Annotated in this window: 21 protein-coding genes and 2 tRNA genes; 5 read left to right on the top strand and 18 right to left on the bottom strand. The window is 69.9% G+C overall.

The window, feature by feature from the left end; translation table 11 throughout:
- The first annotated feature begins 1 nt into the window (after position 1).
- Positions 2 to 682 (top strand): RadC family protein, encoded by a 681-nt coding sequence (gene radC / locus QSJ33_RS04865; protein ID WP_285723436.1) that lies wholly within the window; start codon positions 2 to 4, stop codon positions 680 to 682.
- 22 nt (positions 683 to 704) lie between these two features.
- Here radC and QSJ33_RS04870 read toward each other — a convergent pair whose 3' ends face one another.
- The 3 genes from QSJ33_RS04870 to QSJ33_RS04880 form a co-directional block, all read right to left on the bottom strand.
- Positions 705 to 3,980, bottom strand: coding sequence for a S41 family peptidase (locus QSJ33_RS04870; RefSeq protein WP_285723437.1), 3,276 nt, complete (start codon positions 3,978 to 3,980; stop codon positions 705 to 707).
- 303 nt (positions 3,981 to 4,283) lie between these two features.
- Positions 4,284 to 4,376, bottom strand: a tRNA-Ser gene (locus tag QSJ33_RS04875).
- A 271-nt stretch (positions 4,377 to 4,647) separates the two neighbouring features.
- Positions 4,648 to 4,737: transfer RNA gene (locus QSJ33_RS04880), tRNA-Ser, on the bottom strand.
- A 122-nt stretch (positions 4,738 to 4,859) separates the two neighbouring features.
- On the opposite strand from QSJ33_RS04880, the gene QSJ33_RS04885 reads away from it, so the two are divergent.
- Both QSJ33_RS04885 and QSJ33_RS04890 read left to right on the top strand, forming a co-directional pair.
- A complete protein-coding gene (locus tag QSJ33_RS04885) occupies positions 4,860 to 5,285 on the top strand; it encodes a hypothetical protein (RefSeq protein WP_285723438.1) in 426 nt (141 codons plus the stop codon).
- Positions 5,286 to 5,382: 97 nt separating this feature from the next.
- Positions 5,383 to 6,540, top strand: coding sequence for a DUF4382 domain-containing protein (locus QSJ33_RS04890; RefSeq protein WP_285723439.1), 1,158 nt, complete (start codon positions 5,383 to 5,385; stop codon positions 6,538 to 6,540).
- A gap of 64 nt (positions 6,541 to 6,604) precedes the next feature.
- Here the strand turns inward: QSJ33_RS04890 and QSJ33_RS04895 are convergent, their stop codons facing one another.
- Both QSJ33_RS04895 and QSJ33_RS04900 read right to left on the bottom strand, forming a co-directional pair.
- Entirely contained in the window at positions 6,605 to 7,714 is a 1,110-nt protein-coding gene (locus QSJ33_RS04895) for a branched-chain amino acid aminotransferase (RefSeq protein WP_285723440.1), read from the bottom strand.
- A 29-nt stretch (positions 7,715 to 7,743) separates the two neighbouring features.
- Positions 7,744 to 9,207, bottom strand: a complete 1,464-nt coding sequence (locus QSJ33_RS04900) for an aminotransferase-like domain-containing protein (RefSeq protein ID WP_285723441.1) — start codon at positions 9,205 to 9,207, stop codon at positions 7,744 to 7,746.
- 182 nt (positions 9,208 to 9,389) lie between these two features.
- Here QSJ33_RS04900 and QSJ33_RS04905 point away from each other — a divergent pair, with 182 nt between their 5' ends.
- Entirely contained in the window at positions 9,390 to 9,935 is a 546-nt protein-coding gene (locus tag QSJ33_RS04905; protein ID WP_285723442.1) for a DUF4136 domain-containing protein, read from the top strand.
- An 8-nt stretch (positions 9,936 to 9,943) separates the two neighbouring features.
- Here QSJ33_RS04905 and QSJ33_RS04910 read toward each other — a convergent pair whose 3' ends face one another.
- Positions 9,944 to 10,663: a queuosine precursor transporter gene (locus QSJ33_RS04910; protein WP_285723443.1), complete on the bottom strand. Its 720-nt coding sequence runs from the start codon at positions 10,661 to 10,663 to the stop codon at positions 9,944 to 9,946.
- Between the two features lie 140 nt (positions 10,664 to 10,803).
- On the opposite strand from QSJ33_RS04910, the gene tpx reads away from it, so the two are divergent.
- Entirely contained in the window at positions 10,804 to 11,301 is a 498-nt protein-coding gene (gene tpx, locus QSJ33_RS04915) for a thiol peroxidase (protein WP_285723444.1), read from the top strand.
- Between the two features lie 59 nt (positions 11,302 to 11,360).
- On the opposite strand, the gene QSJ33_RS04920 is transcribed toward tpx, so the two are convergent.
- From QSJ33_RS04920 to nuoH, 12 genes are all read right to left on the bottom strand, one after another.
- On the bottom strand, positions 11,361 to 13,238 hold the full coding sequence (locus tag QSJ33_RS04920; protein WP_285723445.1) for a methyl-accepting chemotaxis protein: 1,878 nt from the start codon (positions 13,236 to 13,238) through the stop codon (positions 11,361 to 11,363).
- Between the two features lie 116 nt (positions 13,239 to 13,354).
- Complete coding sequence (locus QSJ33_RS04925) at positions 13,355 to 14,605, bottom strand: MFS transporter (protein WP_285723446.1); 1,251 nt, start codon at positions 14,603 to 14,605, stop codon at positions 13,355 to 13,357.
- A 42-nt stretch (positions 14,606 to 14,647) separates the two neighbouring features.
- Positions 14,648 to 15,871 carry an ABC transporter permease gene (locus tag QSJ33_RS04930; protein ID WP_285723447.1) on the bottom strand — a complete coding sequence of 408 codons (1,224 nt, stop codon included), beginning with the start codon at positions 15,869 to 15,871 and terminating at the stop codon, positions 14,648 to 14,650.
- Between the two features lie 169 nt (positions 15,872 to 16,040).
- Entirely contained in the window at positions 16,041 to 17,258 is a 1,218-nt protein-coding gene (locus tag QSJ33_RS04935) for an ABC transporter permease (RefSeq protein WP_285723448.1), read from the bottom strand.
- A gap of 14 nt (positions 17,259 to 17,272) precedes the next feature.
- The gene (locus QSJ33_RS04940; RefSeq protein WP_285723449.1) at positions 17,273 to 18,736 is read right to left on the bottom strand and encodes an efflux RND transporter periplasmic adaptor subunit; all 1,464 of its coding nucleotides are present in this window, start codon (positions 18,734 to 18,736) and stop codon (positions 17,273 to 17,275) included.
- Between the two features lie 110 nt (positions 18,737 to 18,846).
- On the bottom strand, positions 18,847 to 20,346 hold the full coding sequence (locus QSJ33_RS04945) for an NADH-quinone oxidoreductase subunit N (RefSeq protein WP_285723450.1): 1,500 nt from the start codon (positions 20,344 to 20,346) through the stop codon (positions 18,847 to 18,849).
- The gene (locus tag QSJ33_RS04950; protein ID WP_285723451.1) at positions 20,343 to 21,944 is read right to left on the bottom strand and encodes a complex I subunit 4 family protein; all 1,602 of its coding nucleotides are present in this window, start codon (positions 21,942 to 21,944) and stop codon (positions 20,343 to 20,345) included. Before QSJ33_RS04950 ends, QSJ33_RS04945 begins: the two co-directional genes overlap by 4 nt.
- A gap of 8 nt (positions 21,945 to 21,952) precedes the next feature.
- On the bottom strand, positions 21,953 to 23,863 hold the full coding sequence (nuoL, locus tag QSJ33_RS04955; protein WP_285723452.1) for an NADH-quinone oxidoreductase subunit L: 1,911 nt from the start codon (positions 23,861 to 23,863) through the stop codon (positions 21,953 to 21,955).
- 7 nt (positions 23,864 to 23,870) lie between these two features.
- The gene (nuoK, locus tag QSJ33_RS04960) at positions 23,871 to 24,191 is read right to left on the bottom strand and encodes an NADH-quinone oxidoreductase subunit NuoK (protein WP_285723453.1); all 321 of its coding nucleotides are present in this window, start codon (positions 24,189 to 24,191) and stop codon (positions 23,871 to 23,873) included.
- 123 nt (positions 24,192 to 24,314) lie between these two features.
- Complete coding sequence (locus QSJ33_RS04965) at positions 24,315 to 24,809, bottom strand: NADH-quinone oxidoreductase subunit J family protein (RefSeq protein WP_285723454.1); 495 nt, start codon at positions 24,807 to 24,809, stop codon at positions 24,315 to 24,317.
- Between the two features lie 9 nt (positions 24,810 to 24,818).
- The gene (locus QSJ33_RS04970) at positions 24,819 to 25,382 is read right to left on the bottom strand and encodes a NuoI/complex I 23 kDa subunit family protein (RefSeq protein WP_285723455.1); all 564 of its coding nucleotides are present in this window, start codon (positions 25,380 to 25,382) and stop codon (positions 24,819 to 24,821) included.
- A gap of 10 nt (positions 25,383 to 25,392) precedes the next feature.
- Complete coding sequence (gene nuoH / locus QSJ33_RS04975; RefSeq protein WP_285723456.1) at positions 25,393 to 26,454, bottom strand: NADH-quinone oxidoreductase subunit NuoH; 1,062 nt, start codon at positions 26,452 to 26,454, stop codon at positions 25,393 to 25,395.
- Between the last annotated feature and the right edge of the window lie 3 nt (positions 26,455 to 26,457).

Here is a 26,457-nt window from a genome sequence, read left to right on the forward strand (position 1 = left end):
CATGCGCATCCTTGACCTCTCCCCGGACCAGCGCCCCCGGGAGCGCCTCCTCGCCGGCCACGGCGAGGCCCTGGCGGACGCGGAGCTGCTGGCCCTGCTCTGGGGCACGGGCCGCCAGGGCCAGAGCGCCGTGGAGCTGGCCCAGGCCCTGCTCGGCCGCACCGGCGGCCTCTCGGGCCTCATGGCCCTGGGGCTCCAGGACTGGCTGGACCAGCCGGGCCTCGGCCCCGCCAAGGCCGGCCAGCTCTGGGCCGCCGCCGAGCTGGCCCGCCGGGCCCAGCGGAGCGCGGAACGCCCCCGCATCACCAGCCCCCGGGCCGCCGGCAGCTACCTGCTGCCCCGCTGCCAGGGCTGGACGGAGGAGCGCTTCGGCCTCCTGGCCCTCAACGCCAAGGGCGACCTCCTGGCCGAGCGCATCCTCAGCCAGGGCACGGCCACGGCCACGCTCATCAGCCCGCGGGAGTTCTTCCGCGAGGCCCTGCGCTACGGCGCCACCACGGCCCTGGCCTTCCACAACCACCCCAGCGGCGATCCGGCTCCCAGCCGGGAGGACGTGCAGCTCACGCGGCGCCTCCAGGCCGCCGGGGAATCGCTCGGCGTCCCCCTGGCCGACCACCTGATCCTGGGCAGCGACCGCTACCACAGCTTCCGGGCCGCCGAGGGCTGGGACCGGCAGGCCTGAAGCCCGCCGGTCCCGTTCATCCCTACTTGGCGGAGCGCGTGTCCGCGTCCACTTCCCGGAGGAGCTCCGCCACGGCGGCCTCCAGCTGCTGGTCGCGCCCGCCCGCCAGCAGCGCGGGCTGGTTCATGACGGGGAGGTCCGGCTCCAGCTGGGTGTTCTCGCAGAACCGGCCGTCCGGCATGCGCCAGCCGCCCTGGGGGATGCCGAAGACGAGGGTGGGATCGATCTGCTGCTCCCACCACACGAAGGTGCCGGTGCCCGGCACGGGCATGCCCACGGTGCGGCCCAGGCCCTTGAGCTTGTAGGCCACGGGGAAGAGGTGCGCGTCGGAGTAGTTCCCCTCGCTCATGAGCACGATGGAGGGCTTGATCCACTTGAGGAGCGGCTCGTGGCCGTAGGCCTGGCCCCTCGGGATGACGTCGAAATACTTCTTCCCGCTGAGGAAGTCCGAGAGCTGCTCGTGGATGTTGCCGCCGCCGTTGTAGCGGGTGTCCACCACCACGGCCTCCTTGTCCACGTCGCGGCCCAGCACCTCGTCCATCACGGTGCGCATGCTGGGATCGTTCATGGCCCGCACGTGGACGTAGCCCAGGCGGCCCTTGGAGAGGCGTTCCACCTCCGCGCGGTTCCGCTCCACCCAGCGTCGGTAGAGCAGCTCACCCTCCTGCTGGGGGGTGATCGGCTTGACCGCCTCGTCCCAGGTGGCCCCGGTGGCGGGGTCCGCGAAGCTGAGGAGGGTCAGCTGGCCCGCCCGGCGGTTGAGGAGCCGTCCCAGGTCCTCCAGCGAGGCCAGGGACGTGCCGTCGATGGCGGTGAGCCGGTGGCCCGCCCGCACGCGGGAGCTGGCCTTGTCCAGGGGCCCGCCCCGGAGCACCTCACCCACCTTCAGCCCCTTGCCGCCGGCGGATTCCAGGATGAGGCCCAGGGCGGGCGTGGCGTCCGTGTTCACCTGGGGCGGGTTGTAGCGGCCGCCGGTGTGGGAGGCGTTCAGCTCGCCCAGCATCTCGCTCAGCAGCTCCTGGAAGTCGTAGTTGTTCTGGATGTAGGGGAGGAAGCGCCGGTAGGCGTCCCGGTAGAAGGTCCAGTCCACGCCGTGGAGGTCGGCTACGTAGAACTTCTTCTCCACCTGGCGCCAGGCGTGGTCGAAGATGTAGGCCCGCTCCTCCGCCGGATGCAGCACCATCTCCGTGGCCACGGGCAGGTTCTCCCGCTTGCCGGCCTCGGCCTCCACCTTGATGAGCTTGCCGTCGGCGAGGACGAAGACGGCCTTGCCGTCCCGGCTCAGCTCCAGCCCCGCGCGCTTGGCGTCCAGCTTGACCACCAGCTTCGCCTCCCGGCTGCGGAGGTCCACCGACCAGAGGTCGAAGTCCTTCTCGAACCTGGCCAGGTAGAAGAGCTTGTCGAGGCCCTTGGTCACGGCTCCGTCCGCCAGCGACGCGGAATGCACCGACAGCCGCGCCTTCCGGTCGATGAGGCCATCCCATTCGATGACGACGGGTTCCACCTTCGCGGCCTGGTCCTTGCCGTTCTCCTTGCCCTTCTCCTTGCCCTTCTCCTTTTCCTTGTCCGCCTCCTTCGCCTTCTCCTTGGCCTGGTCCTCCTTCTCCTTCACCAGGGCGAAGTCCTCCTTGGAGAGCTGGTAGCGGTCCCAGGCGGCCCGGGTGAGGAAGACGCCGTAGAAGTCCTCCGTGACGCCCTGCTGGGAGAGGGCGCGGCTGCCGTCCCGCGAGGAGACCCAGTAGACCATCGAGCCGTCCTTGGAGAAGCGGGGGTTCTCGTCCTCGAAGCCGCTCTGGCTGAGGTTGTGGATGGGGCCGGAGCCGTCGGCGGCCACGAGGCCGATGTCGCGCAGCCAGCCGAGGCCGGTGTTCATGGCGAAGACCAGCCACTTCCCGTCGGGGGACCAGTCGAAGGACTGGTCGCCGTCGGCGTAGGAGTAGTTCCGGCCCGCGGGCAGCAAGGTGCGGGTCTTCCCGCTGGCGAGGTTCAGTACCTTGAGCGCCGTGCGCTCCTCCAGGTAGGCCACTTCCGTGCCGTCGGGCGAGAACAGGGGCTGGAACTCCTCGGCGGGGGTGGCGACGAGGGCCTTCTCCTCCAGCCGGGTGGAGGCGTAGAAGTAGGGCTCCTCCGGCCGCACGATGCGGCGGGTGTAGATGTCCCAGCTGCCGCCCCGCTCGGCGGCGTACAGCAGGGTGCGCCCGTCGGGGCTGAAGCTGACGCTGCGCTCCTGGCCGGGGGTGTTGGTGATGCGGCGCGTGACCTTCCCGTCCGCGGAGGTGACGAAGATCTCGCCGCGCACGATGAAGGCGAGCTCCTTCCCGTTGGGGGACACCGCCATCTCCGTCATGGCCCCGTTCACGGGCAGGCTCTTCTCCAGGGAGGCGCGGCCGTCCACGTGGACGGCGATGGGCACCTTCCGCGGCTCCCCGCCGGGCGCCAGGGTCCAGATCTCCCCGTCGTAGGCGAAGCAGAGGACATTCCCCCGCGAGGCCGTGAGGAAGCGCACCGGGTGCTTCGTGAAGTGCGTGAGGGGTGCGGCCTGGTCCGGATGGGCCACCGAGCCCCGGAAGACGTTGAAGGAGCCCCCACGCTCGCTGAGGAAGAAGTATCCGTCCGGATCGGAACCGAAGACCGGGTTGCGGTCCTCCCCCTTGAAGGTGGTGAGCTGGGTGAAGGTGCCGGTGGCGGGCTCGAAGCTCCAGATGTCCCGGGTGACGGCGGAGGTGTGGTGCTTCCGGTACTTGTCCTCGTAGCCCTTGAGGTCCTGGTAGAGGATGCGCCGGCCCGTGGGGTCGTAGGTGGCCGCGTCCAGGGTGATGTCCGTCAGCAGGCGGGTCCGGTCGCCCTCCCGGGACACCAGGTAGGTCTCGGGGAAGAGCCGGCCGGGGAACTGCCGGCTGGCCGAGGCGTGGCCCCGGGAGGAGGTGAACAGGATCTCCTGGTCGTCGGGCGTGAAGGCAAAGGGCAGGTCCGGCGCGGCGTGGAAGGTGAGCCGGGTGGCTTCTCCGCCCTGGCTGGGCATGACGTAGACATCGAAATTGCCGCTGCGGTCCGAGGCGAAGGCGATCCACCGCCCGTCGTGGCTCCAGACGGGCTGGAAGGAGTACGAGCCCCCCACCGTGAGGGGCGTGGCCGTGCCGCCCTCCGCGGGCACCCGGAACAGGTCGCCCTGGTAGGAGAAGACGATGGTCTTCCCGTCCGGCGAGAGGGCCGGGTAGCGCAGCCACAGGGGATGGTCCTGGGCGGCGGCGCCCACCGCCAGGAAGAGGGCCAGGAACAGAAGGCTGAGGGTCCGCATGGATCACCTTGTGAGGTATGTGGTGGTCCCACCCTACCGCGCCTCGCCCGCCGGCGCATCCCCCTGGCGGCGGAAAAGGAAGAAGCCGCCTTGCGGCGGCTTCTGGTGGCGGAGAGAGGGGGATCCCTCCGGGGCCACCGCTTCGCGCCGTCCCCTCCGGCCGCACGCATCGCTCGCCTCTCTGGCCCGGGTCCGACAGCCCCCCGGGCTGTCTCCCCGAGCCAAGACGAGAGTCGGCGATTCAGTGACTTCGAATCCCCCTCCCGCCGCTACCAAAAGAAGCCGCCTTGCGGCGGCTTCCGGTGGCGGAGAGAGGGGGATTCGAACCCCCGGTACTGGTTTACCCAATACACTCGCTTAGCAGGCGAGCCCGTTCGGCCACTCCGGCATCTCTCCAAGGCCTTCCAGATTACCTGTGGGGCCCCAGGGGCACAAGGCTCCTTGTCCCGGACAGGGAACCGCCCCGCGGGCACGGGGCGTGACTGGCGGGTGAGGGATTCGCTACGGCCCTCCGGGCCTCCGCTCCGCGCGAATCGCGGGGCGTCCTGTCCCGGGTCCGACAGCCCCCCGGGCTGTCTCCCCGGGCCAACACAGACGCCAGCGATTCAGCGACTTCGAATCCCTCCCCTTCCGCCCATAAGAACGCCCCGCGGGCGCGGGGCGTGACTGGCGGAAGGTGAGGGATTCGAACCCCCGGCGGGCTCTCACCCGCGCTCGTTTTCAAGACGAGAGCCTTAAACCACTCGGCCAACCTTCCTGGCAAGGACCGTCCGGCGGAGCCGGCGATCCCCCAGTCTAGCGGAGGCCCCGCCGGGACGGCCCCGAACCCGCTGCCCCATCCGGGCGGCTCCTGGTACTGTTGGAACACGGAGGACCCCGATGGCCCAGACGCGCCTGACCCTTTTCGCATCCATGCTCACCCTGGCCGCCCTGGCCGGCTGCAACCAGAACCGCACGGTGAACGCGGCCGCGGCCCCCGCGGCCGCCGCCCCGGCCCCCCAGCCCATGGCCCCCATGATGGGCGGCGCCCCCATGGGCGAGGCCCCGGCGGCCGGCCCCACCGCCACCGGCACCGTGGTGGAGACCATGGACGCCTCCACCTACACCTACGTGCGCGTGAAGACGGCCACGGGGGACATCTGGGCCGCCGCCAACCAGTTCAAGGTGGCCGTGGGCGACCAGGTGGTGGTGCCCCTGAACATGCCCATGCAGAACTTCCACAGCGGCACCCTGAAGCGCACCTTCCCCATGATCTACTTCGCCTCCCACATCGACCGGGTGGGCGGCGCCGCGCCGAAGAAGTAGCCCGGACCGCGCCCGGAAGGCCCGGATATCCAGGGTGGGATCGCTCGAAGGCGAAGACTAGACTGATGGGGTCTGGTCTTCGCCCTCTGGAGTCTCCATGCCCTTCCGCCGCCTGATCGCCCCCCTGCTCATCCTCGCCGCCGGTCTCGCCTGCGGGGGGGGCGGCGGCGACATCCGCTGGGGCGGGGGGGCCACCGGCACCCTCGTGGTCCGGCTCGGGTCCGACAGCTTCCCCGGCTACGACCAGGCGGTCGTGAGCCTGGAGAAGGTGGAGGGGACCCTGGACGGCTCGACCTGGACGCCCCTCGGGACGGTGCAGGCCACCTACGACCTGATGGCCCTCCAGAACGGGAACAGCACGGTGATCCTGCCCGCCGCCTCCGTCCCCGCCGGGACCTACAGCCAGTTCCGCCTCACCTGGGCCACGAAGAACTACGCGAACCCGATCAACCTGGCGGCCTACGTCGTCCCCACGGGAGCCGCCACCGGCCAGCCCATGGGCATGCCCACCACCACCATCCTCCCCGGCCCGGTGACCGTGCCCTCGGGCGGCAGCGCCACGGCGCAGCTCATGCTCTCCGGGCAGCAGGCGGTGCAGGCCCGGCCCGGCACCTCCCCCTACACCTTCCAGCCGACGGGACAGGCCTTCGACACGACGAAGGTGGCCAGCATCGCCGGGAAGCTGCTCGACGGCACCACGCCCCTGGCGGGCACGGAGGTGTTCGCCGAGACCCTGGACGGCAGCCTCACCGTGCCCACGATCCAGCGGCGCGCCTTCACCGACGCTGCCGGCAACTACCTCCTCGAGGCCCTGCCCGCGAGCACCAACACGGCCTACTACGTGGTGGCCCAGCCGGGGAACGCCGTGGCCACCTATGCGGCCCAGGCGGCGACCCCCGTCATCGTCACCTCCGCCAGCGCCTACACGGCCAACCTCGCCTTCAGCGGGCCCACGGCGCCCGGCGCCCTGACCCTCACCCTCACCCCCGCCTCCACGGCCACCCAGGGCACCTGGGGCGAGCTCCGGCAGACCCTCCCCACGGGCACCTCCGGCGCCGCCATCCTGATCATCCGGTCCCAGACCGCGGCGTCGGGCCTGTCCCAGGACCAGGTCTACTTCACCGCCCTCCCGCCCGGCATCTACGGCGTGGCCGCCCAGCGCAGCACCTCCGGCGCGGCCCCGGTCACCGTGAAGGCCGCCACCACCCAGGCCGTGACGGCCGGCGCCACGACGACCACCACGCTCAGCTACTGATCGGGCCTTGGCAACGGAAACGCCCGCCGGATGGCGGGCGTTTCCGTTGGGGGCCTGGAAGCGGTCAGATGACCCGGTGCATCCAGCCATGGGGATCCGGGGCGGCACCGTGCTGGAGGTCGAGGAGCACCTGGCGCAGCTTCGCGGCCACAGGGCCGGTCTCGCCGCCGTTCACCAGCCAGTCGCCCTTGCGGGACTTCACGCGGCCGATGGGCGTGATGACGGCCGCGGTGCCGCAGGCGAAGGCCTCGGTCATGCGGCCCTCCTTCAGGGCCGCCTCCCACTCGTCGGTGCTGATCTTCCGCTCCTCCGCCCGGAAGCCCTGGTCCTTGGCCAGCTGCAGGAGGCTGTCGCGGGTGACCCCGGGCAGCAGGGATCCGGTGAGCTCGGGGGTGACCACCACCGTCTCGCCCTTCTCCTGGTAGACGAAGAAGATGTTCATGCCACCCATCTCCTCGATGTACTTGCGGTGGATGGCATCCAGCCAGACCACCTGGTCGCAGCCCTCGCCCTTGGCCTGGCGCTGGGCCACGAGGCTGGCGGCATAGTTGCCGGCGCACTTCGCGAAGCCCGTGCCGCCGGGCGCGGCGCGGACGTAGTCCTCGGAGATCCAGACCGTCACCGGCTTCACGCCCTGGGCGAAGTAGGCGCCGCTGGGGCTCGCGATGAGGAGGAACAGGTACTCGTTGCTGGGCCGCACGCCCAGGGCGGCCTCGGTGGCGATCATCAGGGGCCGCAGGTAGAGGCTCTCGCCGATGGCGCCGGGGATCCAGGCGCGGTCCTGGCGGATCAAGGCGTAGGCCGCCTCGAGGAACAGGGCCTCGGGCAGCTCGGGCATGGCCAGGCGGCGCGCGGAGGCCTGGAACCGGCGGGCGTTGGCCTCGGGCCGGAAGGTGGCCACGCCGCCGTCCTTCTGGGCGTAGGCCTTGAAGCCCTCGAAGATGGCCTGGCCGTAGTGCAGCACGGAGGAGGCGGGATCCATCGCGAGGGGGCCGTAGGCCTTCAGCTCGCCCCGGCCCCAGCCCTCGCCCTCCTTGTAGGGGATCACCACCATGTGGTCCGTGAACATGCGGCCGAAGCCCGGGTTCGTCATCTTCCGGGCCCGCTCCTCGGCGCTGGCGGCATGGTCCGAGGGGCGGATCTCAAGGGTCGGCGTGGACGTCGCGGTGCTCATGGAGGCTCCTTGGGAGAAGGCTGACCGGCTCAGGTCCGGCGCGCCAGGTGGCCCAGGCGCGCGATGGCGTCCCGGGTGACCGCAGGGTCGTGGGTGGAGAAGTTCAGGCGGAGGCAGTTGGTGCCCCGGCCATCCGCGAAGAAGAGCGGGCCGGGCGCGAAGCCCAGCCCGTGCTGGAGGGCGTCCCGGTGGAGGTCCATGGCCGAGTAGCCCTCGGGCAGCACCACCCAGAGGTGCATGCCCCCCTTCGGTTCCGAGACCTGGGTGCCGGGCGGGAAGTGCTCGACCACGGCCCCGTACATCGCGTCGCGCCGCTCCTTGAGGGCGCGGCGGAGGCGGACCAGATGGCGGCGGAAGCCCCCGTTGTCCAGGAACCGCGCCACCACCTCCTGGGTGAGGGTGGGCAGCGCGATGGTGTGGACCTCCTGGATGGGGGCCAGGCGGCGGAGGATGTCCTCCTTCGCGATGAGGTAGCCCAGGCGCAGGCCCGCGGCCAGGGACTTGGAGAAGCTGCCCACGTGGATGACGTGGTCGGCGTCCGGCAGGCGGCGGAAGGGCGGCAGGGAGTTGCCGGTGAAGCGCAGGTCGCCGTAGGCCGAATCCGCCACCAGCACCACGCCCTGGGCCCGGGTGAGCGCCAGCACCCGCTCGCGCCGGCCCTTGGAGAGGGTCATGCCGGTGGGGTTGTGGAAGCTGGGCACGGTGAACAGGAGTTTGGCCTCGCTGCGCTGGAGCGCCGAGGCCAGGCGCTCCGGATCCAGGCCCTGCCGGTCAACGGGCACGGGCACGGGCTCGCGGCCCAGGGCCCGGATGAGGGCCAGGATGCCCAGGTAGCAGGGGCTCTCCACCAGCACGCGATCGCCGGGCACGGTGAGGGATTCCAGGGCCAGGGCCAGGCCCGCCTGGGCGCCGGGGAGGGCGCGGATGCCCCAGCCCGCGTCGATGGGATCGCCCTCGGAGGCCAGCCAGTTCGACACGGCATCCAGGTAGGGCCGGTGGCCCGAGGGCGCCGCGTAGACCCAGGCCTCGGGGCCCAGGTCCTTCATCACCTGGACCGTGAGACGGCGGAGCTGCTCGCCCGGCAGCAGGTCCGAGGGGATGAACCCCGCGGAGAAGCTGACGAGGTGCTGGTCCTGGGCCCGCTCAAGGGTCTCCCCGATCCAGGAGCCCAGCTCGCCCTCGTGGACGAGGAGGGGCGACCCCTCGAAGGGGAACTCGCCCGAGCTGCGCAGGCCCGGGGCCTCCGGCAGCCGCGGGGCCACGAAGCTGCCCCGGCCCTGCACGGTCTGGATCCAGCCGGTGCGCTTGAGCCCGGCCAGGGCCTTCAGCACCGTGAGGCGGTGCACCCCCCAGCGCCCGGCCAGCTCCGGCACCGCGGGAAGCCGGGTGCCCGGCCGCCACTCGCCCTGCTGGATGAGCCCCCGCAGCTGGCGCTGCAGCTGGAGGTACAGGGGGCTGGAGGCGCCCGGATCGAGGGTGGGGTCGAGGACCATGACCCCACCAGGATCGGATGATCCCCGGCCGCATCCAGCATTTTTGGTATGAAATCACAGCCCTGGACAGACCGGCCGAGCAGGGAGGCCCAGAAACCCCCGGCTGCCAGACCGCCCTAGACCACCGGGGCGCCTCAACCAAGCCGCCCGCCCGGCGTCCATAATGGGTGCCCGGAGGTTCCATGACCGCGTTCCGCCTCTCTCCCGCCCTGCTCACCCTGGCCCTCCTCACGGGCTGCGCGGGCTACCAGGTCCGCTACGACTACGACGTGACCGCCACCTTCGCCCGGTACAAGACCTTCGACTACTACACCTCCAAGAAGGGCACCGGCGGCACCAGCAGCCTCATGGACACGCGGGTGAAGGCCGCCCTGGAGCGGGAACTCCAGACCAAGGGCTACGTGCTGGAGACCAAGGCCGATCCCGACTTCCTCGTGACCTACTACCCCATCGTGCGGGAGCGGCGCTACCGCACCACCACCCACGTGGGCGGCTACTGGGGCTGGGGCTTCCGCCCCTTCTACGGCGGCGTGGGCACCAGCGTGAGCCAGGTCCACAGCTACAAGGAAGGCACCATCGTCATCGAGATCGTGGACTTCAAGACCAACAAGCTGATCTGGCAGGGCGCCGCGGACGGGGCCCTCACCGGCCTCAGCGACCCCGAGGACGCCAACGAGGTGGTGGGCCGGGCGGTCCACGACATCCTCGCCAAGTTCCCGCCGAAGTAGCCGAGGGCTCAGAGGTCCTTCACGAAGGGGCTGAAGTCCGTCCCCTCGTCGTAGACGTCCACGCCTTCCGTGCGCTTCAGGAAGCCCACCACGGCGTAGGTGAGGGGCGTCGCCAGGGCCTCGTAGACGACCTTGAAGAGGTAGCCGCTGCCGGCCATCACGAGGATCGTCTTCACGGGCAGGGTGAACGCGAAGAGCCCGAAGGTCACCACCAGGCTGTCCACGGCCTGCCCGGCCACGGTGCTGCCGAGGGTGCGGGTCCAGAGCCAGCGGCCCCCGGTCCACAGCTTCATCCTGGCCATGACGTAGCTGTTGACGAACTCGCCGATCCAGAAGGCGGCGAGGCTCGCCAGGATGCCCCGGGTGGCGGTGCCGAACACGAGCTCGAAGGCCCGCTGGTTCTCCCTCGGCCAGTCGGGCGCGGCGGGCAGCCACACCATGAACAGGGCGAAGGCCCCCATCAGCAGGCTGGCCAGGAAGGCGATCCAGATGGCCCGGCGGGCGCCCCCGTAGCCGTACACCTCCGTGAAGACGTCCCCGAAGATGTAGGTGATGGGAAAGAGCAGCTGGGCGCCGCTGAAGATGAAGGGCCCGATCTGGGTGGGCTTCGGGCCCACCAGGTTGCTGATGAGCAGCACCACCACGTAGACGTGGACCAGCAGCTCGTAGTGGCGGAAGGCGGCCAGGCGGTGGTCCCGCGCGGTGATCTTCTGGAGCAGGGTGGTCAAGGCGACTCCGGGGCTTCGATGGTCCAGCCTACCTTCACCTTGGCAGTTCCGGACCTGCGCAAGGCCTGGACACCCCTGGGCAATTCCCGCCAAAGATTCCCAGGTTGGGTAACCTGGAGGTTCTCCACAGGAGCATCTCCATGGCCCAGGTCACCCTCAAAGGCAATCCCCTCCACACCTCCGGCGAGCTGCCCAAGCCCGGCACCGCCGCCCCCGCCTTCACCCTGGTCAAGACCGACCTCTCCGAGGTGTCCTCGAAGGACCTGGCCGGCCAGCGGGTGGTGCTGAACATCTTCCCCAGCCTGGACACGCCCACCTGCGCGGCCAGCGTGCGGGCCTTCAACGTGCGGGCCAACGAGAAGCCCAACACCACGATCCTCTGCATCAGCGCCGACCTGCCCTTCGCCCAGAAGCGCTTCTGCGCCGCCGAGGGGCTCGACAAGGTCGTGCCCGCCTCCACCTTCCGGAATGCCGACTTCGGCAAGGCCTACGGCACCACCCTGGTGGACGGCCCCCTGATGGGCCTGCACGCCCGGGCCGTCGTGGTGCTCGACGAACAGGGCAAGGTCATCCACACCCAGCTGGTGCCCGAGATCGCCCAGGAGCCGGATTACAGCGCGGCCCTGGCCGTCCTGTAACGCCGGACACTGCGCGGTCCGCGGCCTCCCGCCCGGGAGGCCGCGCCGTTTCCGGGGACCTACTCCGCCTGGAAGGCCGCCGCCGAGTTCCGGAGGGCCTCCGCCACCCCCACGAGCTCGCGGGAGGTGAGCACCAGCTCCGGCGCCGTGTTGGCCAGCTGGGCGGCCGCCAGCTGGACGTCTCCCGCCGCGGCCAGGCTGGCCTCCATGCGGCGGCTCACCTCGGTGCTGACCTTGGCCTGGTTCTCGGCCGCCTGGTGGATCTCACCCGCCGCCAGTTCGATGTCGCCCAGGGCCGCGTCCACGGTGGCCATGGTGGCCACCATCGCCTCCACCCGGGCGGCTCCCGCCTGCAAGGCCGACCGGCTGGCCTCCACGAGGCCGGAGACCTGGGCCGCGGCCTTCTCGCTCTGGATGCTGATCTGGTGGAGGCGCAGGGCCGTGTCGGCCTCGCGCGGCCCCTCCAGGATCTGCCGGCCCGACTGGGCCAGGGCCTGGATGGCCTGGATCGATTGCACGGCCTGTCCCGTGCGCGCGACCACCTCGCCAAGCGCCGCGACCACGGCCTGGGCCTGGCGGGCGGTCTCGCGCACCCGGTTCCCCGCGTCCCGGCCGCCGTCCAGCATGCTCTCGAGGCTGGCCTGGACCTGGAGGACGGAGGCCTGGAGCTGGGTGACGGCGGAGGCGACCTCCTCGGAGGCCTCCCGCTGGACCCGGGCGCTCTGGGCCAGCTGCCCCGTGGCGGAGGAGACCTGGCCTGCACTGGCCGATAGGGCCGACGCGCCGCCCCCGAGGCGGCCGGCATGGTGCTGGAGGCCGCGGACCAGCTCCCGCAGGCGGGCGCTCATGGCGTTGAAGGCCTGGGTCATGCGCCCGGTCTCGTCGTAGCTGTGGACCGGCAGCTGGATGCGGAGGTCGCCCTCCTCCATGCGCGCCATGCCCTCCGCCAGCTCGTGGATGGGCTCGGTGATGAGCACGGTGGCCCGCCAGGTCCAGGCCAGCACCAGGAGGCCGAAGAGGCCGAAGCCGCCCACCAGCAGCCAGCGCCGGGTGCGGGCGCCGTCCTCCAGTCCCCGGGCCTCGGCGAGGAGGTCCAGGCCCATCCGGTCCTGCACGGCCTTGATGGCGTCCAGCCGGGCCCCTGCCGCCCGGGCCCAGGCCTCGGGATCCTGGTCGAGCTTCCCGGCCATTCCCATGGCCAGCAGGCGGTCGAAGTCCGGCGCGGCGGGTCCCGCCAGGGCGTCCCGGTAGGCTGCCCGGGCCGCCTCCGGCGCAGTGGCCTGGAAGGCCTCGCCTTGGACCTTGAGCGCGTCCGCGGCGGCGGCGAGCCGGTCCTGGAGGCCCGGCCCGAAGGTGCCCTGGGAGAAGGCCTGGGCCAGGATGGCCTGCTCCTGGCCCGCGGACTCCTTGGCCCGCATGAGGCTGGCGAAGGCGCGGAAGGGGCCCTCCAGCGGCGTCCCCGCGGCGGGCAGCAGCAGCCGCTCCTCCACCCGCAGGAGCGCATCCACCTCGCGGCCGTAGCCGTCCAGGAGCTCCTGCGAGCCGCCCTGGCGGTCGGCGCGCTGGCGCAGCTGGGCCAGCAGGCCGTCGTCCAGCACGGGCTGCGAGAGCACGGCCTCCCGGCCGGTCACGGCCCCCTCCAGGGCCGCCCGCCGCCGGTCCGTCTCGGCCCGCGCGGCCAGCATGTCCCCCTGGTGGGAGGCGCCCTTCAGGCCCAGGTAGAGGGCCGTCCGGGCCGACTCCACCTGGAGGGCCTGGACCAGGTCCACCACGGCGCCCGAGGCGCTGGAGGCCGCTCGGAGGCGCGCCATGCGGTCCAGCAGCCGGGTCTGCTGGGCCACCTGGAGGCCCGAGAGCAGCCCCCCGCCCACGACCGGGAGGAGCACGAGGCCCAGGAGCTTGATGCGGATCCGCACGTGGATGAGGTCGAAGATCATGGGGCACCTGAGGCGGGAAGAACCCAGCACCAGTGTGCAAGGAGGGGGGCGGCCCCAAACCCTTGTCGGGACAGAATTGACTCAAATCACCACGATATCTTTTTAACAACCCCGCCCTACCGGATGCGGTCCATGCGGCGCAGGGCCGGCACCTTCCAGGCGGTGAGGCCCACCACGAGCAGGGTCATGCACCCCCCGAAGACCACGGAGGGGATGAGCCCCAGGAGCCGCGCCGCCACGCCGCTCTCGAAGGCGCCCAGCTCGTTGCTCGAGCCGATGAAGATCTGGTTCACGGACGACACGCGGCCCAGCATGGCGTCCGGCGTGAGGGTCTGGAGCAGGGTGGCCCGCAGCACCACGCTCACGCTGTCCACGGCCCCGGCGGCGGCCAGGATCAGCAGGCTCAGGACGAGGCTGCGGCTGAGGGCGAAGGCGATCATGGCGACGCCGAAGCCGCCCACGCAGAGGAGGAGGGTCCGACCCGCCCGCCGCATCGGCCCCAGGTGGGCCAGCGCCACGCCCATGAGCACCGAGCCGACCGCGGGCGCGGCCCGGAGCGCCCCCAGGCCCTGGGGCCCCGTGCGCAGCACGTCCTTGGCGAAGACCGGCAGCACCGCCACCGCCCCGCCGAAGAGGACCGCGAAGAGATCCAGGCTGATGGCCCCCAGCAGCAGCCTCTCGGAACGCACGAAGCGGATCCCCTCGGCCAGGCTCGCGAGCACGGAGCCGCCCCGGGGCGCCGCGGGCCGCGGCACGCGGCGCACGGGCAGCAGGGCCAGGAAGCCGAGGGCGAGGAGGACCATCACGGTGCCGTGGGCCACGACAGGTCCCTGCCAGGCATAGAGCAGGCCGCCGAGGGCCGGCCCCACCACCATGCCCGTGTGGAAGACGGAGGAGCGCCAGGAGGCCCCGTTGGCGTAGAGGGCCCGGGGCAGCAGCTCGGTGCCCAGGGCCGTGTTGGCCGGCCGGTAGAAGGCCCGGACGATGCCGGTGAGGAAGATGACGCCGTAGATGGGCCAGACGGCGCGGGCCAGCGGACCCGTCCGGGAGTGCCAGGTGAAGCTCCAGAGCAGGGCCGAGCAGAGGGCGAGGCTCAACAGCGAGGCCAGGCAGATGCCCCGGCGGCTCACCCGGTCCGCGGCATGACCCCCGAAGAGGGCCAGGAGGAGGAATGGCAGCGCCTCGGAGAGGCCCACCAGCCCCAGGGCCAGCGCATCACCGGTGCGGGCGTAGACCTGCCAGCCCACCACCACGCCCTGCATCTGGAGGCCCAGCGTGGCCAGCCCCAGCGAGTGGATGAACCACCGGTAGTCCGGATCCCGCAGGGCGGCATAGGGATCGTGGGAGGCCTCGCCCTCCTCAGCCACGGGGACCGCCGGCGCGGGGGGAATGGCTGGGGACTTCAGGCGTCACTCGTACCTCAGGGCGTCGATGACATCCAGTCTCGCAGCCTTGAGGGCCGGCAGGAATCCCGCCACCACGCCCACGGCGCCGCTGAAGCCCAGCCCCAGGGCCACGGCCCAGGTCTCCACCACGGCCGGGATCTCGGCCCGCTGGAGGATGGCCACGGCCGTCGCGGCGACCCCCACGCCCAGGGCCCCGCCCAGGATGGCGAGGACGATGGCCTCCGTGAGGAACTGCCAGAGGATGCTGTGCTGGGTGGCGCCTGTGGCCCGCCGCAGGCCGATCTCCTGGGTCCGTTCCGTCACGCTCACCAGCATGATGTTGGAGATGCCGATGCCGCCCACCACCAGGGAGATGCTGGCCGCCACCGCCAGCAGGGCCGTGAGGATGCCGGCCTGCTCCGTCTGCATGCGCACGATGTCGTCCTGCTTCCGGATGTGGAAGGGGTTCTCCTCCTGGGCCGGCACCTTCAGGTGCTGGCGGAGGAGGGCCGTGATCTCGGCCTCGGCCAGCTCGGCCTCCCCCTCGTGGGCGCTCACCATGATCCGCTGGATGGTGTTCCGGCCCATGACCTTCCGCATGACCGTGGTGTAGGGCCCCACGACGAGGTCGTCCTGGTCGCCCCACATGCCGGCGCCCTTCTTCTCCAGCACGCCGACGATCTGGAAGGGCAGGCTCCCGATGCGGAGGATCTGCCCCACCGGCTCCTCCCCGTTGGGGAAGAGGTTGGCCTGGACCGTCTTCCCGATGACGCAGACCTTGGCCTGTCCGCGGACCTCAGCGTCGGTGAAGAAGCGCCCCTTCTCCAGCTCCCAGCCGCGGATCTGGAGGAACTCCGGGCCCGTGCCCTGGACCTGGCTCAGGTAGTTGGCGTTCTGGTACACCACCGGCCGCGTGGTGGAGACCTGGGGTGTGGCCGCGTGGACACTGGACTCCGCCAGCTCTCGCTGGATGAGGGGCGGGTCATCCTCCTTGAGGATCGCGGCGCTGCCCAGGGCCTGGGGCCCATGATGGGTATGCGTGCCCGGCGCACCGGGGAAGATGGTCAGCATGTTCGAGCCCATGTTGCGGATGATGGCGATGGAGGCCCGCTTGGAGCCCTCCCCGATCCCGATCATGGCGATCACCGCCCCCACGCCCACGATGATCCCGAGCATGGTGAGGAATGCCCGCATCTTGTTCCGGGTGATGGCAAAAAGGGCAAGTTTCAGGAATTCGAACAGAGCCATGGCGCCTCCTCAGCCGATCGCAGGAGAGGACAACGGCGTCTCGCGTATCGCCGCAGGCGATACCGAGAGAAGGGCAAGTTTCAGGAATTCGAGCAGCGCCATGGCCAGCCTCCCGTCCAGGAGTGCCCCCTCCATTATCGATCCCGGGGGAGGCCCGGCCAGCGGGCGATCACTCGTAGCGGAGCGCGTCGATCACATCCAGGCGGGCGGCCTTCACCGCCGGCAGGAAGCCCGCCACCACGCCCACGATGCCGCTGAAGCCCAGCCCCAGGATCACGGCCCAGTTCTGGACCACCGCGGGCACCTGGAACTTCTGCAGGATGGCGATGGTGGCGAAGGCGAAGGCCGTCCCGAGGAGCCCGCCGAGCACGGCGAGCACGATGGCCTCCGTGAGGAACTGCCAGAGGATGCTCCGCTGGGTGGCGCCGAGCGCCCGCCGGATGCCGATCTCCCGGGTCCGCTCCGTGACGCTCACCAGCATGATGTTGGAGATCCCGATGCCGCCCACCACCAGCGAGATGCTGGCCGCCACCGCCAGCAGGGCCGTGAGGATGCCCGCCTGCTGGGTCTGCATCTGCACGATGTCGTCCTGCTTCCGGATCTGGAAGGGGCTCTCATCCTTGGGGGTGAGTTTCATGCGCTGGCGGAGGAGGGCCGTGATCTCCGATTGCGCGAGCTCGGCCTTGCCCTCCTGGGCGCTCACGATGAGCCGCTGGATCTTGTCCCGGCCCATGATCTTCCGCATCACGGTGGTATAGGGTCCGACGATGAGGTCGTCCTGGTCCCCGAACATTCCCGCGCCCTTCTTGTCCAGCACCCCCAGGATCTGGAAGGGCAGGTTGCCGATGCGGATGGTCTGCCCGACGGGGTCCTCCCCGTTGGGGAAGAGGTTGGCCTGGACGGTCTTCCCGATGACGCACACCTTGGCCTGGCCCCGCACCTCGCCCTCGGTGAAGAAGCGGCCCTCCTCCATCTCCCAGCCCCGGATCTCGGGAAATTCGGTGTTGGTCCCCTGGACCTGGGTCACGTAGTTGTTGTTCTGGAAGATCACGGGCCGGGTGGTGGACACCTGGGGCGTGGCGGCCACGACACTGGAATCCGACAGCTCCTGCTCGATGAGGGGGGCGTCCGTCTCCAGCAGGATGTCGGCGCTGCCCATGGCCTGGGGCCCGAAGCGGGTCGTCCCCTGCCCCGGGAAGATCATGAGCATGTTCGAGCCCATGTTCTGGATGAGGGCGATGGAGGCCTGCTTGGATCCCTCCCCGATCCCGATCATGGCGATGACCGCCCCCACCCCCACGATGATCCCGAGCATGGTGAGGAACGCCCGCATCTTGTTCCGGGTGATGGCAAACAAGGCCAGTTTCAGGAATTCCAGCAGGGCCACGGCGCCTCCCTGGCCTAGTGCATGCCGCGGGGGCCGCCCAGCGGCCGCGCGCCATTGGTGTTGGAGGCGTTCTTCGGCTCCTCGACCCCGACGAGGATGGCCTGGCCCTCCTGGAGGCCCTCGCCGCTCACCTCCGTGAACTGCCCGTCGGAGATGCCCGCCTTGACGGGGATGGCCTTCGGCTTCCCGTTCTCCAGGATCCAGACATGATCCTCCCGCCGCGCCACCATGCCGCTGGCCGAGCCGCCGGGCCGCTGCGCCGGCCGGGCCTGGCCACCGGGCCGTGCGGAGGCCTCGGGCTTCTTGTCCTCCTTCATGAAGGCCGCGGGGTTGAAGCGGAGGGCGGCGTTCGGCACGCGGAGGACATCCTTGCGCTGGTTGGTCAGGATGGTCACGTTGGCCGTCATGCCGGGCCGGAGGGCGAGGTTGCCGCTGAAGGTGGGGCCGCCCACCAGGCCGGCGCCACCCGGGGTGCGGGCGGCGGCCAGGCGGTCCGCGGCGCTGCGCGGAGCGGCAGAGGCCGTCGCCTTGGCCCGCTCGGCCATGCGCGCCTTGAACCGCGCCAGGAACTCGGCCTTGGTCGTGCCCTCGGGCAGCCGGTCCTTGGCCCGCTCCCAGGCCTTCTCGGGATCCGTCTCGGCGGGACCCTGGGGATGCTCCGAACCCGGCAGGGGCTCGTTGGGCACCTCCATCACCACGTTGTAGGTCACCACGTTCGAGTTGGTGATGGGCTCCAGGCGCACCTGGCTCACGGTGGCCATGAACTGCTTCTCGGGCAGGCTGTCCACCGTGAAGAAGGCCCGCTGGCCCACCTTCACCTGGTCGATGTCGGACTCGTCCACGGAGATCTGGACCTTCATCTTCGAGAGGTCCTGGGCGATCTGGAACAGGTTGGGCGTGCTGAAGCTGGCGGCCACGGTCTGGCCCACGTCCGCCAGGCGGGAGATGACCACGCCGTCCACCGGGGCCGTGATGTTGCAGTAGCCCAGGTTCGCCTTGGCCCGGTCCACCGTCGCCTTGGCGGATTCCAGGTTCCCCTTGGCCGTCTTCAGGGCCGTCACCTTGGTGTCGAGGTCCTGGTCCGCCAGGAGCTTGTCCGCGGCCAGCCGCTTGCTGCGGTCATAGTCCGCCTGGGCGAAGTCGTAGGCCGCCTGGGCCCGGAGGAGGCTGGCCTGGGCATCCTGCAGCTGCGTCTGCCAGACGGTGGAATCGATCTGGGCGATGAGCTGGCCCTTCTTCACCAGGCTGTTGTAGTCCACGTAGAGCGCGGAGATCACGCCGGACACCTGGGTGCCCACGGCCACCTGCACCATGGCGTTGACCGTGCCCGTGGCGCTGATCCGCTGGGTGACGTTCCCCTTGTCCACCTTGACGGTGCGCCACTTGACCTCTTCCTTGGGCTTGGCCGCGAAGTAGGTCGCCACGCCGACCACCGCCAGGAGGCCGCCCCCGAATCCGATCCAGGTCTTCCGCTTCATGGCGCCGCTCTCCCGATGTCAAGGGCCGGGTGGGGTCCGACCCTACACCATTGCATAACGATGTATGGATGGCCAGGGGCCCGATCCGGTTGAGGCCGGATTGAAGAAAATTACCGGAGCAGCCCCAGGCCCTCCGACACGGCACGATGGGCGAACCCATCGGCCAGGAAGGCCTGCACGAACCCGCCCGCCAGCACGATGGCGGCGGCCACCAGCACCGTGGCACCGGCGAGGGGGGCATGCACAGCGGGCCGGTCCGAGGCCAGGCGCTCGGCCTCGGTGCTCGGGGCCTGGAGGAAGAGGGCCACCAGGAAGCGGAGGTAGTAGTAGGCGCTCACCAGGCTCGCCAGGACGCCCAGGATGGCCAGCCCCACGTGACCGGTCCCCACCAGCTCCTTGAAGATCATGTATTTCCCGTAGAACCCGCCCATGGGGGGGATGCCGGCCAGGCTCAGCATGAACACGGCGGCGGCGAAGCCCATGGCCGGACGCTTCCAGCCCAACCCCCGGAGGTCCTCGAACGTGGTGTGCTCCCCCACCAGCCCGTAGGCGGTGAGGAGGCCGAAGGCCCCCATGTTCATGGCCAGGTAGATCACCAGGTAGAACAGCACGCCGGTGAAGGCGGCGGGCGTGCCGGCCACGAAGCCCAGCATGAGGTAGCCCGCGTGGCTGATGCTGGAGTAGGCCAGCATGCGCTTCACGTTGGTCTGCACCAGGGCGGTGAGGTTCCCCACCACGAGGGTGAGCACCGCCAGGAAGGCCAGGGCCGCCTGCATGCGGGCGCCCGCCGCGCCCATCCCCAGGAGGCTGACGGGGAAGATGCGGAGGAGGGCGAGGAAGGCCACGCCCTTGGTGGCCACGGACATGAAGCCGGCGATGGGGTGGGGCGAGGCCTCGTAGGCGTCCGGCGTCCACTGGTGGAACGGCACCGCGGACACCTTGAAGAGGAAGCCCAGGAGCAGGAGGGCCGCGCCCGCCATGACCATGGGATCCGCGCCCAGCCCCTGGGCCCGGATGGCCTGGGCAGCGAGGGTGAGGTCCAGGCTGCCGCCCAGCCCGTAGAGCATCACGCCGCCCATGAGGAAGCAGCTGGAGGCCACGGCGCCGGTGAGGAAGTACTTCATGCCGCCCTCGGCGCCCTCGGCCCGGTGCCGCACGGTGGCCACCATGGCATAGAGGGGCAGGCTGAACAGCTCCAGGCCCAGGAACAGGACCAGGAAGTTCGTGGTGGCCGTGAAGAGCATCATGCCCGTCACGGAGAAGAGCAACAGGGAGAGCGTCTCCCCCTTCACCCAGCCCTCCTGGTGGAAGTGGTCCCAGGACTGGAGGATGGCCATGGCCGCCGCCACCAGCACGAAGATGCCGGAGAACTGGGCCAGGCGGTCCATGTGGAGTTGGTGGAAGGCGGGCTGGGCGCCGGACTTCCAGAGGTCGGTGAGGAACCAGAAGCCCGCGGCCACCGCCGCCAGGGCGACCAGGTACATGGCCCCGCGGATCCACTTGGCCGTGGCCTGGTCCCGGTCGAGGGCCATGAGGGGGATCAGGCAGGCGCCGAGCGTCGGAAAGATCAGGGGCAGCAGGGCCGCCCACTCGGTCGGGGTGATGCTCATGGATGCACCTCGTGGGAGGCGGGGCCGTGGCCCTCGGCGGCGGCCTCGAGGGGGCCGGACTCCGGAGCGGATGGCAGGACGAGGGGCCGGATGGCCGGGGCGTTCGCATCCTTCAGCAGGGCGGTCACGGGAGCCTCGCTGACGGCCACGAAGGTGCGGGGATGGATGCCCATCCAGAGGATCAGCACCACCAGGGGCAGCATGACGGCGATCTCCCGGGCGTTCAGGTCGCTGTGCAGGTGCTGGGTGCCGCTCTCCTCGTCGGGATTCACGGGGCCCCAGAAGACGCGCTTCACCATCCACAGCATGTAGACCGCCCCGAGCACCACCCCCAGGGTGGCGATCACGGCGTAGGCCCGACCCCAGCCGAAACCGGAGAGGAAGGTGCCGTTCAGGATCCAGAACTCACCCACGAACCCGTTGGTGAGGGGCAGGCCGATGGAGCTCAGGGTCACGATCAGGAAGAAGGTCGTGAAGATGGGCATCTTCGTGGCCACGCCGCCGAAGTCCGCGATCATGCGGGTGTGGGCCCGGTCGTAGATCATGCCCACCAGGAGGAAGAGCGCGCCGGTGCTGATGCCGTGGTTGAGCATCTGGAGCATGGCGCCCTGGGTGCCGATCACGGTCATGGAGGCGAGCCCCAGCATCACGAAGCCCATGTGGCTCACGGAGGAATACGCCACCAGCTTCTTGATGTCCCGCTGGACCATGGCCACCAGGGCGCCGTAGATGATGGCGATGACGCTCAGCAGGGCCAGGGGCCTCGCGAAGTGCATGGCCGCCTGGGGGAACATGGGGATGGCGAAGCGGATGAAGCCGTATCCGCCCAGTTTCAGCAGCACGCCCGCCAGGATGACGGAGCCCGCCGTGGGGGCCTGGACGTGGGCGTCCGGCAGCCAGGTGTGGAGCGGGAAGAGGGGCACCTTGATGGCGAAGGCCACGGCGAAGGCGACGAACAGCCAGCACTGGGCCGCAAAGGGAAGCGCCGAGGCGGCCTGGGCCATCACCGCCGGGGCGAAGCTCCCGGCCCGGCCCGCCAGGAAGAGCAGGGCCACCAGCCAGAGCAGCGAACCGCTCAGGGTGTAGAGGAAGAACTTGTTGGCGGCGTAGCGGCGCTCGTCGCCGCCCCACACCCCGATCATGAAGTACATCGGGATGAGCATGCCTTCCCAGAACAGGTAGAAGAGGAAGAGGTCCTGGGCCACCAGGGCGCCCAGCATGCCGGTCTCCAGGAGCAGGAACAGGGCCGCGAAGGTGCCCATGCGGTCCTTCAGGCTGTTCCAGGTGCCCAGCATGGTGAGGGGCACGAGGAAGGTCGTCAGGATGACCAGCCAGAGGTTGAGGCCGTCGACGGCCAGGGCGTAGTCCACGGGCAGTCCCACGAGGGCGAACCAGGGGGCGTGCTCGGCGAGGGGGGCGGAGCCCGGGGCCCGGCCGAGGAGCCAGGCGAGGCTGAGGACGAAGACCGCCAGGGCACCCAGGAAGCCCAGGAGGCGGGTGAGCTTGCCCACGGAGTGCGGCAGGGCCATCAGCAGCAGGCCCAGCAGGGCCGGCGCGAAGACCAGGAAGGTGAGGGGATGGGAGTTCAGCCAGGTCATCGCCCCACCTACTTCAGGAAGACGTACAGGAGGACCGCGGCGCCCAGGGCCATGCTGAGCGCGTAGTTGCGCACCCGGCCGGTCTGGAAGAGGGCGGTGAAGTCCCCGGAGACCCTGGCCAGGGCCCCGGGCAGGTTCACGCCCACGCCGTCGATGATGATCACGTCGAAGAGCTTCCAGAGCAGGTTGCCGAACCAGCGGATGGGCCCGAGGAGCACCAGCTCCACGCCCTCGTCCACGTAGTACTTGTTCAGCAGCACCTTGTGGATGAACGGGAACTTCGCCGCACGCGCCTCCGCCACCGCCAGGCCCTTCCGGTAGGTGGCGTAGCCGAACCAGGCGAAGCCGAGGCCCAGGACCGTGGACACGGAGGCCAGGATCATGGCCAGCGAGGCGCTGCCGTGCTCGCCGTGGGCGGCATGGAGCTGGCCATAGGTCACGGCCGGAGCCAGCCACTCCTCGATGCGGAAGTCGCCGCCGAAGGCCTTGGGCCAGCCCAGCCAGACCGCCAGGATGGAGCCCGCCGCCAGCACCACCAGTGGCACGGTCATGGTGGCCGGGCTCTCGTGGGCGTGATCGTAGGCGTGGTGGTCCCGGGGCTCGCCCAGGAAGGCCAGGGTGAAGAGGCGCAGCATGTAGAAGGCCGTGCAGCAGGCCGCGACGACGCCGACCACCCAGAGGGCCGGGCTCTTCAGGTAGGCCAGGTAGAGGATCTCGTCCTTGCTGGCGAAGCCCGAGGTGCCCGGGAAGCCGATGATGGCCAGGGTGGCCGCCAGCATGGTCCAGAAGGTGAGGGGCATCTTCGACTTGAGGCCGCCCATCTTGAAGAGGTCCTGCTCGTGGTGCATGGCCAGGATCACGCTGCCGGCACCGAGGAAGAGGAGGGCCTTGAACCAGGCGTGGGTGAAGACGTGGAAGAAGCCGGCCGCGAAGCCCGAGGCCCCGAGGCCCAGGAACATGTAGCCGAGCTGGGAGACGGTGGAGTAGGCCAGCACCTTCTTGATGTCCCGCTGGACCAGGCCGATGGTGGCCGCGAAGAGGGCCGTGGCCGCGCCCACCCAGGCCACGATGTCCATGGTGATGGGGGCGAGGGTGAAGACCGGCGCCAGGCGGCAGATCATGTAGATGCCGCTGGTGACCATGGTCGCCGCGTGGATGAGGGCGCTGACGGGCGTGGGGCCCGCCATGGCGTCCGGCAGCCAGAGGTAGAGGGGCAGCTGGGCGCTCTTGCCCGTGGCGCCCACGAACAGCATCAGGGTAGCGAAGGTGAGGATGCCGAAGCCGGCCTCGGGCGCCAGGTGGCCGACGCGGAGGAGGATGTCACCCACGGTCAGGGTGCCGAAGGCCGCGAAGAGCACCATCATGCCGATGGCCACGCCCAGATCGCCCACGCGGTTGGTGAGGAAGGCCTTCAGCCCGGCATCCGGGGCGAAGTCCGTCTCGTAGTAGTAGCCGATGAGCAGGTAGGAGCAGAGGCCCACGCCCTCCCAGCCCACGAACATGAGCGGCAGGCTGGAGCCCAGCACCAAGGTCAGCATGAAGAACACGAAGAGGTTCAGGTAGCTGAAGAAACGCCCGTAGCCCTCGTCGTCGTGCATGTAGCCGACGGAATAGACATGGATGAGGAAGCCGATGCCCGTGACGACGAGCATCATCGTGCCGCTCAGGGGATCGATCACCAGGCCGAAGGGCACGCTCAGGGTGCCCGTGGCCATCCACTCGCCGTAGTCCAGCACCAGGCGGTGGTCGGGCATGCCCTTCATGGCGAAGAAGGCCGCCAGGGCGAGGACCAGGGAGCCCAGGACGGTGCCCAGGCCGAAGAAAGTGACGGCGCCCTTCCCCGCCCGCTTGCCCAGCAGGCCGTTGAAGACCGAACCCAGCAGGGGGAGGACCGGAATGAGCCAGAAGTACTTGTTCATCGCATCCTCACTGCTTCAGGCTGGCGGTCCGGTCCGAGTCGGTGGTGTCGCGGTGGCGGTAGAGCCCGATGATGAGGGCCAGCCCCACCGCGGCCTCGCAGGCGGCCACGGCGATGATGAAGAGGTAGAAGACCGTGGCCTGGAGATCGCCGCCGCGGAAGCGGGCGAAGGCCAGCAGGGCCACGTTGGCGGCGTTGAGCATCAGCTCCACGCCCATGAACTGCATCAGCATCGTGCGGCGCAGGAGCACCGCCGCCAGGCCGATGGCGAAGAGCAGGAGGGCCACCACCAGGTAACCCTGGAGGCCGCCGTGGAGGATCGCATCCATGCCGGTCATCGCCCGCCCCTCACAGATTCCGCTTCTCGGCATCGGCTTCGCCGATACGCGAGACGCCCGGAACATCAATGGTCCGCTCGCCGATGCTGCAGTGAGGCATCCGTGGTGAGCTCATCACAGATTCCTTTTCGTCAGCGCCACGGCGCCCACCATGGCCGCCAGCAGCATGAGGCCCGCCACCTCGAACCCCAGGAGATGGCCCTCGAAGAGCACCGCCCCGACCCCCTGGAGGGTCACCGCCGGGGGTACGGCCGCGCCGCGCGAGGCCAGCATCTGCACGCCCTTGGAGGCCATCACCAGCTTCACGCCCCCCGCGGCCAGGGCCAGGGCGAGCAGGAGGGACAGCCAGCGCTGGATCGGATGGCTGGCCTGGGCGGCCTCCTCCTCGTGGCTGCTGAGCATCATGATGACAAAAAGCACCAGCACCATGATGGCGCCGCTGTAGACGATGAGCTGGAGGGCCGCCGCGACGGGGTTGGCCAGGAGGACGAAGAGGCCGGCGATGCCGAAGAAGGCGGCGACCATGAAGAGCCCCGCCACGATGATGTTCTTCTGCAGCAGCATCCCCAGGGCGCCCAGGAGCGTGATGAGGGCAAAGGCCAGGAACATGGTCGCTCCTTACATCGCGATGGCGCGGCGCGGCACGGAGGGGATCGGATCCTCGGAGATCCGCTCCTTGCCGTCGGCCTCGGCGTAGGTGTTCATCAGGTCCCACTTGCCGAACTGCATGGACAGGCGGTCATAGGCGGCCACTTCGTAGTCGTTGCGGAGCCAGATGGCGTCCTTGGGGCAGGCCTCCTCGCACATGCCGCAGTAGATGCAGCGCAGCATGTCGATCTTGAAGACCTGGGGACGCTTCTCCTCGAAGCCCTGGGTGAAGTTCAGGTTGCTGAACTCCTCCGCCTCGATGCTGATGCAGCGCGCCGGGCAGGCCTCGGCGCACATGAAGCAGGCCACGCACTTGATGGCCCCGTCCTCGAAGCGCTTGAGCTCGTGCAGGCCCCGGTAGCCCGCCGGCATCTGCTTCTTCATGTCCGGGTACTGGATCGTGTAGCGCTTGGACGTGGGCGTGAAGAGCTGCTTGATGAAGTGCCTGAAGGTGATCCCCATGCCCTTCATCACGGGCCAGACGTAGGTGCGGTCCAGCCAGCTCAGCTCGACCTTCTTGACGACGACACCCATGTCCCTCTCCTCAGCGACCGTGGCTCATGAGCCAGGCATGGACAATCAGGTTCAGCATGGACAGCGGCAGCATGGCCTTCCAGCCCAGGTGCATCAGCTGGTCGTAGCGGAACCGCGGCAGCGTCCAGCGGATCCACACGAACACCCAGGCGAAGAACAGCATCTTGATCAGGAAGCTGAGGATGGAGAGCCCCACGGAGGGGTGGGCCACGAAGGGCACCTGCCAGCCGCCGAAGTAGAGGGTGGCCACCAGGGCCGAGGCCGTCATCAGGTGCGCGTACTCGGCCAGGGCCAGGAGGCTGAACTTCATGCTGCCGTATTCGGTGTTGAAGCCGGCCACGATCTCGCTCTCGCCCTCGGCGAAGTCGAAGGGGAGCCGGTTCGTCTCCGCGAACATGCAGGTGAAGAAGACGATGAAGCCGAGGAACTGCGGGACGACGTTCCAGTGCCAGGGGAGATGGCCCTGGGCCGCGATGATCTCCGAGGGATCGTAGCCGCCGGTGGTCATGAAGAGGGAGACCACCGCCAGGCTCATGCCGATCTCGTAGCTCACCATGGTCGCGGACGACCGCATGCCGCCGAGGATGGACCACTTGTTGTTGCTGGACCAGGCCGCCACCAGCACGCCGTAGACCGCGAGGCCGCCGATGGCCAGGGGGTAGAGCATCCCCATGCCGTTGCCGGGATCCAGCACGGACAGATGGTAGACATGGCCCCCGCTCGTGAAATCCCGGCCGAAGGGGATGATGGCGAAACCCATCATGGCGGGCACGAAGGCCAGGAAGGGCGCAAGCCAGAAGAGGCCCTTGTTGGCGTCGGTCGGCTCCAGGTCCTCCTTGAAGAAGAACTTGATGCCGTCGGCGAGGAGCTGGGCCAGGCCGAGGATCCGGATCTTCCCGAAGAGGGCGGCCCGGTTGGGGCCGATGCGGTCCTGGATCATGGCCGCCCCCCGGCGCTCCACCCACGTCCAGACCGAGGCCAGGAGCATGACTGCGCTGAAGACGATGACGATCTTCACCCCCATCCAGGCGATGGCGGGTGAGGTGTGCAGCAGGCTCGCGAGCGTGTCCATGGG

It is taken from the genome of Geothrix rubra (genome assembly GCF_030268065.1).
GTDB classification, from domain to species: Bacteria; Acidobacteriota; Holophagae; order Holophagales; family Holophagaceae; genus Geothrix; species Geothrix rubra.